Here is a 16,572-nt window from a genome sequence, read left to right as displayed (position 1 = left end):
GATGGGAAGTGGATGGCATGAATGGCCGCTGATGATCTTCACGGTCTTCGGACAATGTGTGGTCTGTGGTTTCATTGTTCTGGCGCTGGCGCTGATGAAAGGCGACCTGCGGACCGAAACGCAACAGCGCGTGATTACCGGCATGTTCGCGCTGTGGGTGCTGATGGGGATTGGTTTTATCGCGTCTATGCTGCATCTCGGCTCGCCAATGCGGGCGTTTAACTCGCTTAACCGTGTCGGTTCGTCGGCGCTGAGTAATGAAATTGCCAGCGGCTCGATTTTCTTTGCGGTTGGCGGGATCGGCTGGCTACTGGCGGTGTTGAAAAAGCTCTCTCCGGCTCTGCGTAACCTGTGGCTGCTGCTCACGATGGTGCTGGGTGTGCTGTTCGTCTGGATGATGGTGCGCGTCTATAACAGCATTGATACCGTACCGACCTGGTACAGCGTCTGGACGCCGCTGGGCTTCTTCCTGACTCTGCTGATGGGCGGTCCGCTGCTGGGCTATCTGCTGCTGCGCGTGGCGGGAGTCGACGGCTGGGCGATGCGTCTGCTGCCTGCGGTTTCACTGCTGGCGCTGGTGGTCAGTGCCATCATGTCGGTGATGCAGGGCGCAGAACTGGCGACCATTCATAGCTCTATTCAACAGGCTTCTGCGCTGGTGCCAGACTACGGGTCGTTGATGGCCTGGCGTATTGGCGTACTGGCAGTGGCACTGTGCTGCTGGATTGTGCCACAGCTGAAAGGTTATCAGCCTGCGGTTCCGCTGCTGTCAGTGGCCTTTATTCTGCTGCTGGTGGGAGAACTGATTGGTCGCGGCGTTTTCTACGGTCTGCATATGACCGTCGGTATGGCGGTTGCCAGCTAAGTGAATAACCGGGGCTTTCGCCCCGGTTTTACTATTTCTGTTTGGTCAACGTATCGTAACTGGTCATCAGATTACGGTAATCCGGAATGTGGTTGGAGAACAGCGTCGCCAATCCCTCAATATCATTACGCCAGTCACGGTGCAGCTCACAGGCCACACCAAACCATGTCATGAGCTGAGCACCGGCCTGCGACATGCGATCCCACGCCGAATGGCGGGTAATTTCATTAAACGTACCCGACGCGTCGGTGACGACGAAAACATCAAAACCTTCTTCAATGGCGGACAGCGCCGGGAATGCCACGCAAACTTCGGTCACTACGCCCGCAATGATCAACTGCTTTTTCCCCGTGGCCTTGACGGCCTTCACGAAGTCTTCGTTGTCCCAGGCGTTGATATTCCCTGGTCGTGCAATGTATGGGGCATCCGGAAACTGGGCTTTTAATTCGGGAACCAGCGGGCCGTTTGGACCGGTTTCGAAGCTGGTGGTGAGAATGGTTGGCAGTTTGAAGTATTTGGCTAAATCGCCCAGCGCCAGCACGTTATTCTTGAATTTATCAGGGTCAATATCCCTGACCAGTGAGAGTAGTCCGGCCTGGTGGTCTACCAGAAGAACCGCAGCATCGTTTTTATCGAGACGAACATAAGGCTTGGTCATTCGCTTCCCCTTGCTTGAGTCAACTCTGCGCCCGAATTCATTCAGGTGTGTATGGTTCATTCAAAGCATAGAACGGAAAAAAAATGCTGCCGGGACTATGATATTTTTCGACTAAGCGAAACGGAACTCTTTTGCGTTAAATCAATGAAAACAGCCACCTGTAGCCGGTTCGGCAGCAATAATTCATAATCTTAATCAATAAATTCAATCGAAGATGGAAAAGGGCTGCCACGCCACGGTTTCCGCCGATTGACAATGTTTTTGTTGGTGGCATGATGCGCGTGAAATTTGAACTTCCTCACGGTTTATACTCATGTCTACCTATACCCGACCTGTCTTGCTTTTGCTGGCTGGTCTACTTCTGCTGACCCTGGCGATTGCGGTGCTGAACACGCTCGTCCCGCTTTGGCTCGCCCAGGAAAACCTGCCGACGTGGCAGGTGGGTATGATCAGTTCGTCCTATTTCACCGGTAACCTGGTCGGGACGCTGTTGACAGGGGTTTTAATCAAACGCCTCGGGTTTAACCGTAGCTACTACCTTGCCTCGCTGATTTTTGCGGCCGGCTGTGTGGGCCTTGGGGTGATGGTCGGCTTCTGGAGCTGGCTGGCATGGCGCTTTGTCGCGGGCGTTGGCTGCGCCATGATCTGGGTGGTTGTTGAGAGTGCGCTGATGTGCAGCGGGACATCACGTAACCGCGGTCGCCTGCTGGCGGCCTACATGATGGTTTACTATGTGGGGACGTTCCTCGGACAACTGCTGGTCAGCAAAGTCTCTACGGAGCTGATGAACGTGCTGCCGTGGGCGACGGGGCTGATTCTGGCAGGGATTTTACCGCTGCTCTTTACCCGCATCCTGAATCAACAGTCTGATGCGCACAACGACACGCCAATTACCGCAATGCTGAAACTGCGTCAGGCGCGGCTGGGCGTTAACGGCTGCATCATTTCCGGGATTGTCCTTGGTTCGCTGTACGGCCTGATGCCGCTCTATCTCAATCATCAGGGCATGAGTAACGCCAGTATTGGTTTCTGGATGGCGGTACTGGTTAGCGCGGGCATCCTCGGCCAGTGGCCAATCGGGCGGCTGGCGGATAAGTTTGGTCGACTGCTGGTGCTGCGCGTGCAAGTGTTTGTGGTCATCCTCGGCAGCATCGCGATGCTAAGCCAGGCCGCGATGGCGCCTGCGCTCTTTATTCTGGGGGCGGCCGGTTTTACGCTCTATCCGGTAGCGATGGCCTGGGCCTGTGAAAAAGTGGAACATCATCAACTGGTGGCGATGAACCAGGCGCTGCTGCTGAGCTATACCGTTGGCAGCCTGTTAGGGCCTTCCTTCACGGCCATGTTGATGCAGAATTATTCCGATAATCTTCTGTTTATTATGATTGCCAGCGTGTCGTTTATTTATTTACTGATGCTGCTGCGCAATGCCGGACATACTCCGAACCCGGTTGCTCACGTTTAATTCAGCGCAAACGGGATGCAATGTGTGTTATTGCATCCCGTTTTGGTTAATTCTCTGTATTCCCGGACCGAAAGTAAAAAGGCTACCCGTCGGGTAGCCTTTTTAGAAGACTCAATCAGTACATCACTTTATGACCGTACTGCTCAAGAATACCTTTGACGCGTTCCATCGTTTCTTTCTTCGGTGGATGTACGCCATCGAGTTTGTATTCTTCGCCCATCGCCACCCATTTATGTTTACCCAGCTCGTGATAGGGCAGGAGCTCGATTTTCTCAACGTTGCCCATATCGCGGGTAAATTCACCGAGTCGGTGCGCGGAATCGTCATCGTCGGACCAGCCAGGCACTACGACGTAACGGATCCACACGTTGATATCTTTGTTTGCCAGATAGCGGGCGAATTCCAGCGTACGATGGTTGGAAACGCCGACCAGGTTCTGGTGGATCTCATCATTCATCTGCTTCAGGTCGAGCATCACCAGATCGGTGACTTCCAGCAGTTCATCAATCACCGGGTCGTAGCGGCGAACAAAACCATTGGTATCCAGACAGGTATGGATACCTTCTTGCTTACAGGCACGAAACCAGTCACGGACAAATTCCGCTTGCAGGATGGCTTCACCGCCTGACGCCGTTACGCCGCCACCGGATGCGTTCATAAAGTGGCGATAGGTCACGACCTCTTTCATCAGTTCTTCAACGGTGACTTCTTTACCGCCATGCGTGTCCCACGTATCGCGGTTGTGGCAATACAGACAGCGCATCAGGCAGCCCTGGAAGAAAGTAATAAAGCGGATGCCTGGGCCGTCAACGGTTCCACAGGATTCAAAGGAGTGAATGCGACCAATAACTGACATTGCGGTGTTTCTCCAGATGTGGCCCATCCGGGGCCGTGTTGGTGCACAGCTCATTGGCTGTGTCGAGTCTGTTTTGGCGGTTATCCATTGAGTATAGATAGCTGACAAAACAGGCTGCAGTCGGGAAACGACCTGTTAAAAAGGCCCCACTTACGTGGAGCCTTTATTGTACGCCTTTTAACGCGTGATTTCAGTCAAAACACATTACATGGTCTGAGTGAAGGTACGGGTAATAACGTCCTGCTGCTGTTCTTTCGTCAGGGAGTTAAAACGTACTGCGTAACCGGATACACGGATGGTCAGCTGCGGATATTTTTCCGGATGTTCCATCGCGTCCAGCAGCATTTCACGGTTCATCACGTTCACGTTCAGGTGCTGACCACCTTCGATGGACGCTTCATGGTGGAAGTAACCATCCATCAGACCGGCCAGGTTAGTCTTACGAACTTCGTCGTCTTTACCCAGTGCGTTCGGAACGATAGAGAAGGTATAAGAAATACCATCTTTCGCGTAAGCAAACGGCAGTTTAGCAACGGAGGTCAGAGAGGCAACCGCACCTTTCTGGTCACGACCGTGCATCGGGTTAGCACCTGGTCCGAACGGCGCGCCAGCACGACGACCATCTGGGGTGTTACCGGTTTTCTTACCATACACAACGTTAGAGGTGATGGTCAGAACAGACTGAGTCGGGATAGCATCACGGTAGGTTTTCAGTTTCTGAATTTTCTTCATGAAACGTTCAACCAGGTCAACCGCCATGTCATCAACGCGCGCGTCGTTGTTACCAAACTGCGGGTATTCGCCTTCGATTTCGAAGTCGATAGCCAGACCGTCTTCGTCACGAATCGGTTTAACTTTCGCATATTTGATAGCAGACAGGGAGTCAGCCGCAACGGACAGACCTGCGATACCACATGCCATGGTGCGGATAACATCACGGTCGTGCAGCGCCATCAGAGAAGCTTCGTAGCTGTACTTGTCGTGCATGTAGTGGATAACGTTCAGCGCGGTGACATACTGCTTAGCCAGCCAGTCCATGAAGTGATCCATACGATCCATCACTTCGTCGAATTTCAGGACGTCGCCTTTGATTGGTTCAGATTTCGGACCAACCTGCATTTTCAGTTTTTCATCAACGCCGCCGTTGATAGCGTACAGCATGGTTTTCGCCAGGTTTGCACGCGCACCGAAGAACTGCATTTGTTTACCAACGATCATCGGGCTTACGCAGCAAGCGATAGCATAGTCATCGTTGTTGAAGTCCGGACGCATCAGGTCATCGTTCTCATACTGCAGAGAAGAGGTGTCGATGGACACTTTAGCGGCGAATTTCTTGAAGTTCAGAGGCAGTTTTTCAGACCACAGAACGGTGATGTTCGGCTCCGGAGACGGACCCATGGTGTACAGGGTGTTCAGGAAGCGGAAGCTGTTTTTGGTAACCAGAGTACGGCCATCAACGCCCATACCGCCGATTGATTCCGTTGCCCAAATCGGGTCGCCGGAGAACAGTTCATCATATTCAGGCGTACGCAGGAAACGAACCATACGCAGTTTCATGACCAGGTGGTCAATCATTTCCTGAGCGTCTTGCTCGGTGATTTTGCCTGCTTTCATGTCACGTTCGATGTATGCATCCAGGAAGGTGGAGACACGACCGAAGGACATTGCAGCGCCGTTCTGAGATTTAACCGCAGCCAGGTAGCCGAAGTAAGTCCACTGAATCGCTTCCTGAGCGTTGGTAGCCGGACCAGAGATATCGCAGCCATATTTAGCAGCCATCTCTTTGATCTGACCCAGCGCACGGTGCTGTTCAGCAATTTCTTCACGCAGACGGATAGTCGCTTCCAGGTTTACGCCGTTTTCCAGATCAGACTGCAGGGAAACGAACTGAGCGTATTTGTCTTTCATCAGGAAGTCGATACCGTACAGCGCAACGCGACGGTAGTCACCGATGATACGGCCACGGCCATATGCATCCGGCAGACCAGTCAGAACACCGGATTTACGGCAGTTCAGAATGTCTTTGGTGTAAACATCGAAAACGCCCTGGTTGTGGGTTTTACGATATTCAGTGAAGATTTTTTTCAAGGCAGGGTCCAGTTCGCGATTGTACGCTTTGCAGGAACCTTCAACCATTTTGATACCACCGAACGGGATGATCGCACGTTTCAGCGGAGCTTCAGTTTGCAGACCAACAATTTTCTCGAGCGCTTTGTTGATGTAGCCAGCGTCGTGAGAAGTGATGGTGGAAGCAACAGAGGTGTCAAAGTCAACAGGCGCGTGAGTGCGGTTTTCCTGTTTAACGCCTTCCATTACGCTGTCCCACAGTGCAGTGGTCGCATCAGTAGCGCCAGCCAGGAAGGACTCGTCACCCTCGTACGGAGTGTAGTTTTTCTGAATGAAGTCACGGACGTTTACTTCATTCTGCCAGTCACCTTTGGTAAAACCTTCCCAGGCTGTGGCTAACTTTTCATTAAGCTCGGACATGTAACACCTACCTTCTTAAGTGGATTTTTTATTTACTGCGTGTATCGCGACATCAATTAATGATGATCGTTGTCACGCAGATAAATGACCCAGTATGTCAACCCAACCAACAAACCCCCGCCGATAATGTTACCGATCGTAACCGGAATCAGGTTATCAGTGATGAAGTTCATCGCGGTCAGGTGAGAAAAACTTTCCGGCGTCGAGCCAACTGCGCTCCAGAACTCCGGTGTTGCGAGATCACGGATTACAATACCCATCGGGATCATAAACATGTTTGCGATACTGTGCTCAAAACCGCTGGCCACAAACATCGCAACCGGTAATACCATGATAAACGCTTTATCCATCAGGCTACGGCCTGAGTAGCTCATCCATACGGCCAGGCAGACCATCAGGTTTGCGAGGATACCGAGACTGACGGCTTCAACAAAAGTATGGTGCATTTTGTGGTCGGCGGTTTGCAGGACGTTCAGTCCCCACTGGCCGTTGGCGACCATATATTCGCCGGAAAGCCACATCAATAGCACAAAGAGCAAGCAACCAATCAGGTTACCAAAATAGACGTTGAGCCAGTTTTTTGCCAACTGACCCCAGGTGATACGACCACTGGCTTTGGCAACGACAATCAACACGGTTGACGTAAAGAGGTCTGCACCGCAGATGACGCAAAGAATCAACCCCAGGGAGAAGCAGATACCGCCAATCAGTTTCGCCATACCAAAGGGCATCGTACCTGTACCGGTCGTTGCAGTGATATAGAAAACAAAGGCGATAGAAATGAACACACCGGCAGTAATTGCCAGGAAGAAAGTCTTAAGCGGATGTTTCGTTGCTTTATAGACGCCTGCCTCTTCGGCCACTTTGGCCATTGCTGCAGGGAGTAAAAGATCAAAAGGGTTGTCAGCTTTCACACTAACTCTCTCTTTATTAAGTCGGCGACGAGATACTAACAAAGCATTATAGATGAGAAATTGATGTAGATCATATCTCGCCTGGCTTATAGGCCCGTAACACGCATGGTTTTTATGCGATTTCGGAGTAATTTATTGATTAATATGATAAAAATAAATTTTAAAATTTAGCAAATGAGTTGAAAATTTTCCTTCCCAGGGCTGTTGGTCAGTTAATTAATATGGAGTAATTGACAGGCAAAGTAACAACTAGCGGTTAAGTTGTTTAATATCAACTACCAATATTTAACCTTGTTATTACATTTATTTTTGGATATTCAAAAATAAGTAAAACGGGGCGCTTAGTGCGCCCCGTAATATAGCTCAGACAATTATTTAAACCTACTCAGTGTGGGTTAATTGTCTTTATTTTGACCAAAATGAAGATTTTGCGCGCTGCAACTTCTCATAGGCCTTCAACAGCGACTGGTGTGACGCGAATGCGTGCAAATCGCTGTCAACCGGCTGCAGGCCATAAAAGGCCGCTTCACCGCTCAATGCTGCGCTGGCGGCTTCGACGGCATCTGCGCCATACATACGCACAAACGCGTTCAGATACTGCAGCGGTTCACGTTCTTCTTCCTGTGACAGCAGTAACAGCGTTTGCAGGCAACGGTAATAATTCGCCCGCTCAGCGCTAAAGATCGACGTATTAAATTCCATCGTCCATTCGGTCCAGATCAGCGCTTGTTCCAGATCGCCACCCGCCAGCGCCAGCATTGCTTTTAGCTCGCCAATACGCAGGGTGTACCAGCCGTTATCTGAACCGGTTGCCAGGCCTAACAGTTCACGAACGCGGGTGAAATCATCAAACCCTTCTTCATCGAGCTGCTCAATCAGGTTGAGATAGTCTTCTTTATCCCAGCGACTGTTAGGCAGTGAGAGCAGGGTCTCGCGCAGATGGGCGCCCATGGCGTTGTTGGCTAACCACAGATCTTCAGCAGGATAAATATCAGACATCCCCGGAACGATGATCCGACAGGCGTAGACACCGAGATGCTCGTAATCGGCGATGTACACCTCTTTATCTTCCGCGTTGAAGATCGCCATCAGGGTGGCAAACTCTTCTTCTGTGGTACCGGAGAAACTCCAGTCAACAAACGGGTAGTCAGCGTCCTGCTTGAACAGATCCCAGGAGATCAGACCGCTGGAGTCAATGAAGTGCGTTTCCAGGTTGGTATGCTCTGCCACTTCTTCATCGTCGAAGGTCGGCGGCGTGAAGACGTCGAGATCTTTCAGACCACGACCCTGCAGCAGTTCCGTCACGGTACGTTCCAGTGCGACGCCAAAATCAGGGTGCGCGCCGAAAGAGGCGAAGCAGGTGCCGTTAGCCGGATTGAACAGCACGACGCATATGACCGGATACTGACCGCCCAGAGAACCGTCGTAGGCAAAGATTGGGAAACCTTCCGCTTCCAGTGTTGCAATAGATTCCACCACTGCCGGGTAGCGCGCCAGCACGTCGGCCGGAATTTCCGGCAGGCTGATGCTTTCAGCAATAATGCGATTCTTCACGTAACGCTCAAAGACTTCAGACAGCCCCTGCACGCGCGCTTCGTTGCGGGTGTTACCGGCGGACATCCCGTTTGAGACGTACAGATTGCCGATAATGTTCATTGGAATATAGACGGTCTGGTTATCCGACTGGCGGGTAAACGGCAGGCCGCAGATACCACGCTCTTCGTTACCAGACTGCAGGTCGATCAGCATGCTACCGGTCAGTTCGTTCTCGGGATCGTAGAAAGCACGCAGACGCGCATCCAGCAGACCATCCGGTACGTCATCATTTTCGGTCAGCGGGAACCATTTCTCGTTCGGATAATGCACGAACGGACCATTGGCGATAGTTTCACCCAGCCAGAAATCGGCAAAGAAATAGTTGGTGGACAGACGCTCAAAATATTCACCCAACGCCGAGGCCAGCGCGGCTTTTTTCGTCGCCCCTTTGCCGTTGGTAAAGCACAGCGCACACTCTTTATCGCGAATGTGCACGGACCAGACGTTCGGCACCGGATTCAGCCACGAGGCCTCTTCAATGTGGAAGCCGAGATCGAGCAGTTTCTGCTGGAAGCGAGCGATGGAGTCTTCCAGAGCGGCGTCTTTGCCGGGGATAAATGTTTGCGTCATGAAAATCACTTTTGTCGTACGGAAAGCGCGCAATGATACGGGTTTTATGTGGCTGACGCTATCGCCGCCACGGACGCGGCGCAAATAAAAGTTTTGGCTATGCTTTTATCCACAACCCGCATTAAGAGCATAAAAATGAAAGCATTTGATTTACAACGGATGGCGCTCGACAAAGTGCCCCTGGAGTTCCTCTGGGAAGTCGCGCTGCGCAGTCTCTACACCTTTATTCTGGTGTTTCTGTTTCTTAAACTGACGGGTCGGCGCGGTGTGCGGCAGATGTCGTTATTCGAAGTGCTGATCATTCTGACGCTGGGGTCGGCGGCGGGAGACGTGGCCTTTTATGACGATGTTCCCATGCTGCCGGTGCTGGTGGTCTTTATCACGCTGGCGATTTTGTACCGGCTGGTGATGTGGCTGATGGCGCGCAGCGAAACGCTGGAGGATCTGCTGGAAGGCAAACCCGTCGTGATCATCGAAGACGGCGAATTAGCCTGGTCGAAGCTCGGCAACGCCAACATGACCGAGTTTGAGTTCTTTATGGAGTTGCGACTGAACGGCGTTGAGCAACTGGGGCAGGTCAGACTGGCGATCCTCGAAACGAACGGGCAAATCAGCGTCTATTTCTTTGCCGACGAAAAGGTGAAGCCTGGGCTCAGCATTCTGCCGGAATATTGTACGCAGCGTTTCAGGGTTATGCCGGAAGCGGGAGATTACGCCTGTGTGCGCTGCAGTGAAGTGATCCGTATGAGTGCCGGCGATAGCCAATTTTGTCCACGCTGCAAAAATCCAGAATGGTCGAAGGCCAGTCGGGAAAAACGGGTCGTCTGACAGCAAAAATATCGGTCTTTTATCGTCAATCCCGAAGATTCTGTTGTGTGAGCGAACACTCATTTTTACTCTGCTCAGTTTTAGCCATTGCGGCGCGTGTCACTGAATGATAAAACCGATATCCACAGGAATAACTTATACCCACTGTCTGTTCATGTACGAAAAGAGGCTGGGTTAATAACAACGCAACGTGGTGAGGGGAAATGGCTCAGGTCTTCAATTTTAGTTCAGGTCCGGCAATGTTACCGGCAGACGTGCTTAAACTGGCTCAAAAGGATCTTTGTGACTGGAACGGTCTTGGTACGTCCGTCATGGAAGTGAGCCACCGCGGCAAAGAATTCATCCAGGTCGCGCAAGAAGCGGAGCAGGATTTTCGCGATCTGTTGAATATCCCCTCCAACTATAAAGTGCTGTTTTGTCACGGCGGCGGTCGCGGCCAGTTTTCCGCCATTCCGCTGAACATTCTGGGCGACAAAACCACGGCTGACTATGTTGATGCCGGCTACTGGGCAGCCAGCGCCGTCAAAGAAGCGAAAAAATACTGCACGCCGAATGTGATCGATGCCAAAGTCTCAGTTGATGGCCTGCGCGGCGTGAAGCCGATGAGTGAGTGGCAGCTTTCTGCTGATGCCGCGTATCTGCATTACTGCCCGAACGAAACCATCGATGGTATCGCCATTAACGAAACGCCCAATTTTGGTTCCGATGTGGTGGTGACCGCCGATTTCTCCTCAACCATTCTCTCCGGACCGCTGGATGTTTCCCGCTATGGCATCATTTATGCGGGTGCACAGAAGAACATTGGCCCGGCGGGTCTGACGCTCGTTATTGTACGCGAAGATTTACTGGGTAAAGCGAATGTGGCCTGTCCGTCGATCCTCGATTATTCCGTCCTGAACGACAATGACTCTATGTTCAATACGCCGCCGACCTTCGCCTGGTACCTTTCCGGCCTGGTGTTCAAATGGCTGAAAGCCAATGGCGGCGTGGAAGCGATGGATAAAATCAATCAGCAAAAAGCAGAACTGCTGTATGGCGTGATTGATAACAGCGACTTCTATCGTAATGATGTTGCGAAAGCGAACCGTTCACGTATGAACGTGCCGTTCCAGTTGGCTGACAGCGCGCTGGATAAGATCTTCCTGGAAGAGTCTTTTGCCGCCGGTCTGCACGCGCTGAAAGGCCACCGCGTTGTCGGCGGTATGCGTGCCTCCATCTATAACGCGATGCCGCTGGAAGGGGTAAAAGCACTTGCCGATTTCATGGCTGATTTCGAGCGTCGCCGCGGCTAATCTGGTGTCTCTTTTCATCCCCACAGCCTTGTCTGTGGGGTTTTTATTTCTGTCTTTTGAGAGTTGAGTTTCATGGAATCCCTGACGTTACAACCCATCGCACGGGTCGATGGCACGATTAATCTGCCAGGCTCGAAGAGCGTATCTAACCGCGCGCTGTTACTGGCGGCGTTAGCACATGGCACCACCGCGCTGACCAACCTGTTAGACAGCGATGACGTTCGCCATATGCTCAATGCACTGAGTGCGTTGGGGATTGATTACACCCTGTCTGCGGATCGCACCCGCTGCGAAATCACGGGTAACGCAGGTCCTCTGCACGCCGAAGGCGCATTAGAGCTGTTTCTGGGCAATGCCGGAACGGCGATGCGACCGCTGGCCGCCGCGCTGTGCCTTGGCGCAAACGACATTGTGCTGACCGGCGAACCGCGTATGAAAGAGCGCCCGATTGGTCATCTGGTCGATGCGCTGCGTCAGGGCGGGGCGAACATTGAGTATCTGGAGCAGGAAAACTATCCGCCGCTTCGACTGCGTGGCGGATTTACCGGCGGACAGGTTGAGGTTGACGGCAGCGTCTCCAGCCAGTTTCTCACCGCGCTGCTGATGACCGCGCCTCTGGCACCACAAGATACGGTAATAAGTATCAAAGGCGATCTGGTGTCGAAACCGTATATCGATATCACGCTGAACCTGATGAAAACCTTTGGCGTTGAGATAGAGAACCAAAGCTATCAGCGCTTCGTGGTTAAAGGGGGTCAGCAGTACCGCTCTCCGGGCCACTACCTGGTTGAAGGGGATGCTTCATCGGCCTCCTATTTCCTCGCAGCAGGCGCCATTAAAGGCGGAACGGTGAAAGTGACCGGGATTGGCCGCAACAGCATGCAGGGTGATATCCGTTTTGCCGATGTGCTGGAGAAAATGGGCGCGACCGTCACCTGGGGTGACGACTTTATCGCCTGTACCCGTGGTGAGCTCAACGCCATCGACATGGACATGAACCACATCCCGGATGCGGCGATGACCATTGCCACTGCAGCGCTGTTTGCCAAAGGCACAACGACGCTTCGCAACATCTATAACTGGCGCGTCAAAGAGACTGACCGTCTGTTTGCGATGGCAACCGAACTGCGTAAAGTTGGCGCAGACGTGGAAGAGGGGCATGATTTTATTCGCATCACACCGCCGGCACAGCTGAAGTTTGCCGAAATTGGCACCTATAACGATCACCGTATGGCAATGTGTTTCTCGCTGGTGGCGTTATCTGACACGCCGGTCACGATCCTTGACCCGAAATGTACCGCTAAGACTTTCCCTGATTATTTCGAACAGTTGGCGCGTATCAGTACCCCTGCCTGATTTCTCTCTTCGCGCCGGTCAACTGGCTGGCGCGATATCGTCTGTATCTGTACTTTTTTCCTGCTACTGCCGATGCTAACGTGTTGATGATTTAATTTTTTGATTTATATAAATTTTATTATAAACATCAACGGAAGATTAGCATGAAAAATAAATCACTCCTGATTACTATTGCAGTATCCGCCGCGCTGCTGGCGGGATGTAAAAATGGCGTTAATGGTGACATGCTCGCCAGTTCGGGCATGTCCGCATATAAAGCGGCCACACTTTCTGACGCCGATGTCAAAACGTTGTCCAGCAACTCCTGCAAACAGATGGATAGCCAGAATCAACTGGCGGGAACCGGCAGTAAATACACCGCTCGCCTGGGCAAGATTGCCAAAGCACTGGGAAATAATATTGATGGTACTCCGGTCGATTATAAGGTCTACATCACTTCCGACGTCAATGCATGGGCAATGGCGAACGGCTGTGTCCGCGTCTATTCCGGGTTGATGGATCTGATGACCGATAATGAAATCGAAGGGGTATTAGGTCACGAGTTAGGTCACGTCTCTTTAGGGCATTCCCGTAAAGCAATGCAGACGGCTTACGCCACACTGGCCGCGCGTGATGCTATTTCTGCCACCAGCGGCGTCGCTTCACAACTCTCTCAGTCGCAGTTAGGCGATTTGGCTGAAGGCGTAATCAACTCGGCGTTCTCCCGCAGTCAGGAATCTGAGGCTGATGACTTCTCCTATGATCTGATGAAAAAACGTGGCATCACTACGCAGGGGTTAGTGAGCGCATTCGATAAGTTAGCCACAATGGATGCCGGCCACGCTAAATCCCTGATGGATTCCCACCCGGCGTCAGCCGACCGTGCTCAGCATATGCGTGACCGTATCGCTGAAGATAAAAAGTAAAACATTGTCATCTTTCGGGCTGGTTTCTCCCCGGCCCGCTATAATTGCGCAATTATTCTTCACCTGGTGACAGACTAAACCGGTTTTTGCACACAATGTTAACGATTGTGGGCGTTGGCGCGTATAATGCGCGGCGTTTACGTTAACAGAACGCCTGTTTAAGGAGATAAAGATGACGGCAATTGCCCCGGTAATTACCATTGATGGCCCAAGCGGTGCAGGAAAAGGCACCTTGTGCAAAGCGATGGCGGAAGCATTGCAATGGCATCTGTTGGACTCTGGCGCAATCTATCGCGTGCTGGCGCTGGCGGCATTACATCATCATGTCGATGTTGCATCGGAAGACGCGCTGGTTCCGCTGGCAACCCATCTCGATGTCCGCTTTGTCTCAACCGACGGAAATCTGGAAGTGATCCTGGAAGGGGAAGACGTCAGCGGTGAAATCCGCACGCAGGAAGTCGCCAATGCCGCCTCTCAGGTCGCCGCGTTCCCTCGTGTACGTGAGGCGCTGCTGCGTCGTCAACGCGCTTTCCGTGAAGCGCCGGGACTGATCGCGGATGGACGTGATATGGGGACGGTAGTTTTCCCGGATGCGCCGGTCAAAATTTTCCTTGACGCCTCCTCGGAAGAACGTGCGCATCGCCGTATGCTACAGTTGCAGGAGAAGGGCTTTAGTGTTAACTTTGAACGCCTTTTGGCCGAGATCAAAGAACGTGACGATCGCGACCGAAACCGTGCTGTAGCGCCGCTGGTTCCCGCTGCTGATGCTTTAGTTTTAGATTCCACACGATTAAGCATTGAGCAAGTGATTGAAAAAGCGCTACAATACGCGCGCCAAAAACTGGCACTCGCTTAAGAGCGACCGAATTTGCAGTACCCCCGTTGCAATGGAATGACAGCGGGTATGTTAAACAACCCCATCCGGCACGGAGCCAGGTGGACGTTAAATATGAAACCTGAAGATTAAACATGACTGAATCTTTTGCTCAACTGTTTGAAGAATCCTTAAAAGAAATCGAAACCCGTCCGGGTTCCATCGTTCGCGGTGTTGTTGTTGCTATCGACAAAGACGTTGTTCTGGTTGATGCAGGCCTGAAATCTGAATCTGCAATCCCAGCAGAGCAGTTCAAGAACGCAGCCGGCGAACTGGAAATCCAGGTGGGCGACGAAGTTGACGTTGCTCTGGATGCAGTAGAAGACGGCTTCGGTGAAACACTGCTGTCTCGTGAAAAAGCGAAACGTCACGAAGCATGGATCACGCTGGAAAAAGCTTACGAAGATGCTGAAACTGTTACCGGTGTTATCAACGGCAAAGTTAAGGGCGGCTTCACTGTTGAGCTGAACGGTATTCGTGCGTTCCTGCCAGGTTCACTGGTAGACGTTCGTCCGGTGCGCGATACGCTGCACCTGGAAGGCAAAGAGCTTGAATTCAAAGTCATCAAGCTGGATCAGAAACGCAACAACGTTGTTGTTTCTCGTCGTGCCGTGATCGAATCCGAAAACAGCGCAGAGCGCGATCAGCTGCTGGAAAACCTGCAGGAAGGCATGGAAGTTAAAGGTATCGTTAAGAACCTCACTGACTACGGTGCATTCGTTGATCTGGGTGGCGTTGACGGCCTGCTGCACATCACCGATATGGCATGGAAACGCGTTAAGCATCCGAGCGAAATCGTAAACGTTGGCGACGAAATCACTGTTAAAGTGCTGAAGTTCGACCGCGAACGTACCCGTGTATCTCTGGGCCTGAAACAGCTGGGCGAAGATCCGTGGGTCGCTATCGCTAAGCGTTATCCGGAAGGTACCAAACTGACCGGTCGCGTAACCAACCTGACCGACTACGGCTGCTTCGTTGAAATCGAAGAAGGCGTTGAAGGCCTGGTTCACGTTTCCGAAATGGACTGGACCAACAAAAACATCCACCCGTCCAAAGTTGTTAACGTTGGCGACGTAGTGGAAGTTATGGTTCTGGATATCGACGAAGAACGTCGTCGTATCTCCCTGGGCCTGAAGCAGTGCAAATCTAACCCATGGCAGCAGTTCGCGGAAACCCACAACAAGGGCGACCGTGTTGAAGGTAAAATCAAGTCTATCACTGACTTCGGTATCTTCATCGGCCTGGACGGCGGCATCGACGGCCTGGTTCACCTGTCTGACATCTCCTGGAACGTTGCAGGCGAAGAAGCAGTTCGTGAATACAAAAAAGGCGACGAAATCGCAGCAGTTGTTCTGCAGGTTGACGCAGAGCGCGAGCGTATCTCTCTGGGCGTTAAACAGCTGGCAGAAGATCCGTTCAACAACTGGGTTGCACTGAACAAGAAAGGCGCAATCGTAAACGGTAAAGTGACTGCAGTTGACGCGAAAGGCGCAACCGTAGAACTGGCTGACGGCGTTGAAGGTTACCTGCGCGCTTCTGAAGCATCCCGTGACCGCGTTGAAGACGCTACCCTGGTTCTGAGCGTGGGTGACGACGTTGAAGCTAAATTCACCGGCGTTGACCGTAAGAACCGTGCAATCAGCCTGTCTGTTCGTGCTAAAGACGAAGCTGATGAGAAAGATGCCATCGCAACTGTTAACAAACAGGAAGATGCAAACTTCTCCAACAACGCAATGGCTGAAGCTTTCAAAGCAGCTAAAGGCGAGTAATTCTTTGAAACTTCGGGAGGTTTCGTCCCGAAGTCAGATGAGAATACTTGACAGATTATAGAATTCGTTCTGTAATCAATGACAAAGGGCGGCTACGGCCGCCCTTAATCAATGCAACAGCAGCAGCTTATTGGAACCGG

General features: G+C 52.0%; 13 protein-coding genes. 8 read left to right on the top strand and 5 right to left on the bottom strand.

What is annotated here, in order from left to right:
* The first annotated feature begins 1 nt into the window (after position 1).
* Positions 2–865, top strand: coding sequence for a dimethyl sulfoxide reductase anchor subunit family protein (locus tag WM46_RS09910; RefSeq protein ID WP_102602157.1), 864 nt, complete (start codon positions 2–4; stop codon positions 863–865).
* 31 nt (positions 866–896) lie between these two features.
* On the opposite strand, the gene ycaC is transcribed toward WM46_RS09910, so the two are convergent.
* Positions 897–1,523, bottom strand: a complete 627-nt coding sequence (gene ycaC / locus WM46_RS09905; protein ID WP_102602156.1) for an isochorismate family cysteine hydrolase YcaC — start codon at positions 1,521–1,523, stop codon at positions 897–899.
* 313 nt (positions 1,524–1,836) lie between these two features.
* Between ycaC and WM46_RS09900 the strand changes: the two genes are divergently transcribed.
* Positions 1,837–2,985 carry an MFS transporter gene (locus WM46_RS09900; RefSeq protein ID WP_061077018.1) on the top strand — a complete coding sequence of 383 codons (1,149 nt, stop codon included), beginning with the start codon at positions 1,837–1,839 and terminating at the stop codon, positions 2,983–2,985.
* Between the two features lie 115 nt (positions 2,986–3,100).
* Here WM46_RS09900 and pflA read toward each other — a convergent pair whose 3' ends face one another.
* From pflA to ycaO, 4 genes are all read right to left on the bottom strand, one after another.
* Positions 3,101–3,841, bottom strand: a complete 741-nt coding sequence (gene pflA / locus WM46_RS09895) for a pyruvate formate lyase 1-activating protein (protein ID WP_061077019.1) — start codon at positions 3,839–3,841, stop codon at positions 3,101–3,103.
* A gap of 204 nt (positions 3,842–4,045) precedes the next feature.
* Entirely contained in the window at positions 4,046–6,328 is a 2,283-nt protein-coding gene (gene pflB, locus WM46_RS09890) for a formate C-acetyltransferase (protein ID WP_061077020.1), read from the bottom strand.
* Positions 6,329–6,384: 56 nt separating this feature from the next.
* Positions 6,385–7,242, bottom strand: a complete 858-nt coding sequence (gene focA / locus WM46_RS09885; protein ID WP_043001197.1) for a formate transporter FocA — start codon at positions 7,240–7,242, stop codon at positions 6,385–6,387.
* 405 nt (positions 7,243–7,647) lie between these two features.
* Entirely contained in the window at positions 7,648–9,408 is a 1,761-nt protein-coding gene (ycaO, locus tag WM46_RS09880; RefSeq protein ID WP_061078004.1) for a 30S ribosomal protein S12 methylthiotransferase accessory factor YcaO, read from the bottom strand.
* Positions 9,409–9,543: 135 nt separating this feature from the next.
* On the opposite strand from ycaO, the gene WM46_RS09875 reads away from it, so the two are divergent.
* From WM46_RS09875 to rpsA, 6 genes are all read left to right on the top strand, one after another.
* Positions 9,544–10,236, top strand: a complete 693-nt coding sequence (locus WM46_RS09875) for a DUF421 domain-containing protein (RefSeq protein WP_102602154.1) — start codon at positions 9,544–9,546, stop codon at positions 10,234–10,236.
* Positions 10,237–10,439: 203 nt separating this feature from the next.
* Positions 10,440–11,528, top strand: a complete 1,089-nt coding sequence (serC, locus tag WM46_RS09870; RefSeq protein WP_061077022.1) for a 3-phosphoserine/phosphohydroxythreonine transaminase — start codon at positions 10,440–10,442, stop codon at positions 11,526–11,528.
* 72 nt (positions 11,529–11,600) lie between these two features.
* Positions 11,601–12,884 carry a 3-phosphoshikimate 1-carboxyvinyltransferase gene (gene aroA / locus WM46_RS09865; RefSeq protein ID WP_061077023.1) on the top strand — a complete coding sequence of 428 codons (1,284 nt, stop codon included), beginning with the start codon at positions 11,601–11,603 and terminating at the stop codon, positions 12,882–12,884.
* 143 nt (positions 12,885–13,027) lie between these two features.
* Entirely contained in the window at positions 13,028–13,789 is a 762-nt protein-coding gene (locus tag WM46_RS09860) for a M48 family metallopeptidase (RefSeq protein WP_102602153.1), read from the top strand.
* Positions 13,790–13,961: 172 nt separating this feature from the next.
* Positions 13,962–14,645, top strand: coding sequence for a (d)CMP kinase (cmk, locus tag WM46_RS09855; RefSeq protein ID WP_042320210.1), 684 nt, complete (start codon positions 13,962–13,964; stop codon positions 14,643–14,645).
* A 113-nt stretch (positions 14,646–14,758) separates the two neighbouring features.
* Entirely contained in the window at positions 14,759–16,432 is a 1,674-nt protein-coding gene (gene rpsA, locus WM46_RS09850) for a 30S ribosomal protein S1 (RefSeq protein WP_042320207.1), read from the top strand.
* Positions 16,433–16,572: the final 140 nt, after the last annotated feature.

The organism is Citrobacter freundii complex sp. CFNIH2 (assembly GCF_002880615.1).
Taxonomy (GTDB): domain Bacteria; phylum Pseudomonadota; class Gammaproteobacteria; order Enterobacterales; family Enterobacteriaceae; genus Citrobacter_A; species Citrobacter_A amalonaticus_F.
This window is presented reverse-complemented; position numbering and strand designations above follow the sequence as displayed.

Bases quoted from the DNA above. Each gene is read 5' to 3' on its own strand.
- WM46_RS09910 (WP_102602157.1), top strand. From the start codon at position 2: ATGGGAAGTGGATGGCATGAATGGCCGCTGATGATCTTCACGGTCTTC.
- ycaC (WP_102602156.1), bottom strand. From the start codon at position 1,523: ATGACCAAGCCTTATGTTCGTCTCGATAAAAACGATGCTGCGGTTCTT.
- WM46_RS09900 (WP_061077018.1), top strand. From the start codon at position 1,837: ATGTCTACCTATACCCGACCTGTCTTGCTTTTGCTGGCTGGTCTACTT.
- pflA (WP_061077019.1), bottom strand. From the start codon at position 3,841: ATGTCAGTTATTGGTCGCATTCACTCCTTTGAATCCTGTGGAACCGTT.
- pflB (WP_061077020.1), bottom strand. From the start codon at position 6,328: ATGTCCGAGCTTAATGAAAAGTTAGCCACAGCCTGGGAAGGTTTTACC.
- ycaO (WP_061078004.1), bottom strand. From the start codon at position 9,408: ATGACGCAAACATTTATCCCCGGCAAAGACGCCGCTCTGGAAGACTCC.
- WM46_RS09875 (WP_102602154.1), top strand. From the start codon at position 9,544: ATGAAAGCATTTGATTTACAACGGATGGCGCTCGACAAAGTGCCCCTG.
- serC (WP_061077022.1), top strand. From the start codon at position 10,440: ATGGCTCAGGTCTTCAATTTTAGTTCAGGTCCGGCAATGTTACCGGCA.
- aroA (WP_061077023.1), top strand. From the start codon at position 11,601: ATGGAATCCCTGACGTTACAACCCATCGCACGGGTCGATGGCACGATT.
- WM46_RS09860 (WP_102602153.1), top strand. From the start codon at position 13,028: ATGAAAAATAAATCACTCCTGATTACTATTGCAGTATCCGCCGCGCTG.
- cmk (WP_042320210.1), top strand. From the start codon at position 13,962: ATGACGGCAATTGCCCCGGTAATTACCATTGATGGCCCAAGCGGTGCA.
- rpsA (WP_042320207.1), top strand. From the start codon at position 14,759: ATGACTGAATCTTTTGCTCAACTGTTTGAAGAATCCTTAAAAGAAATC.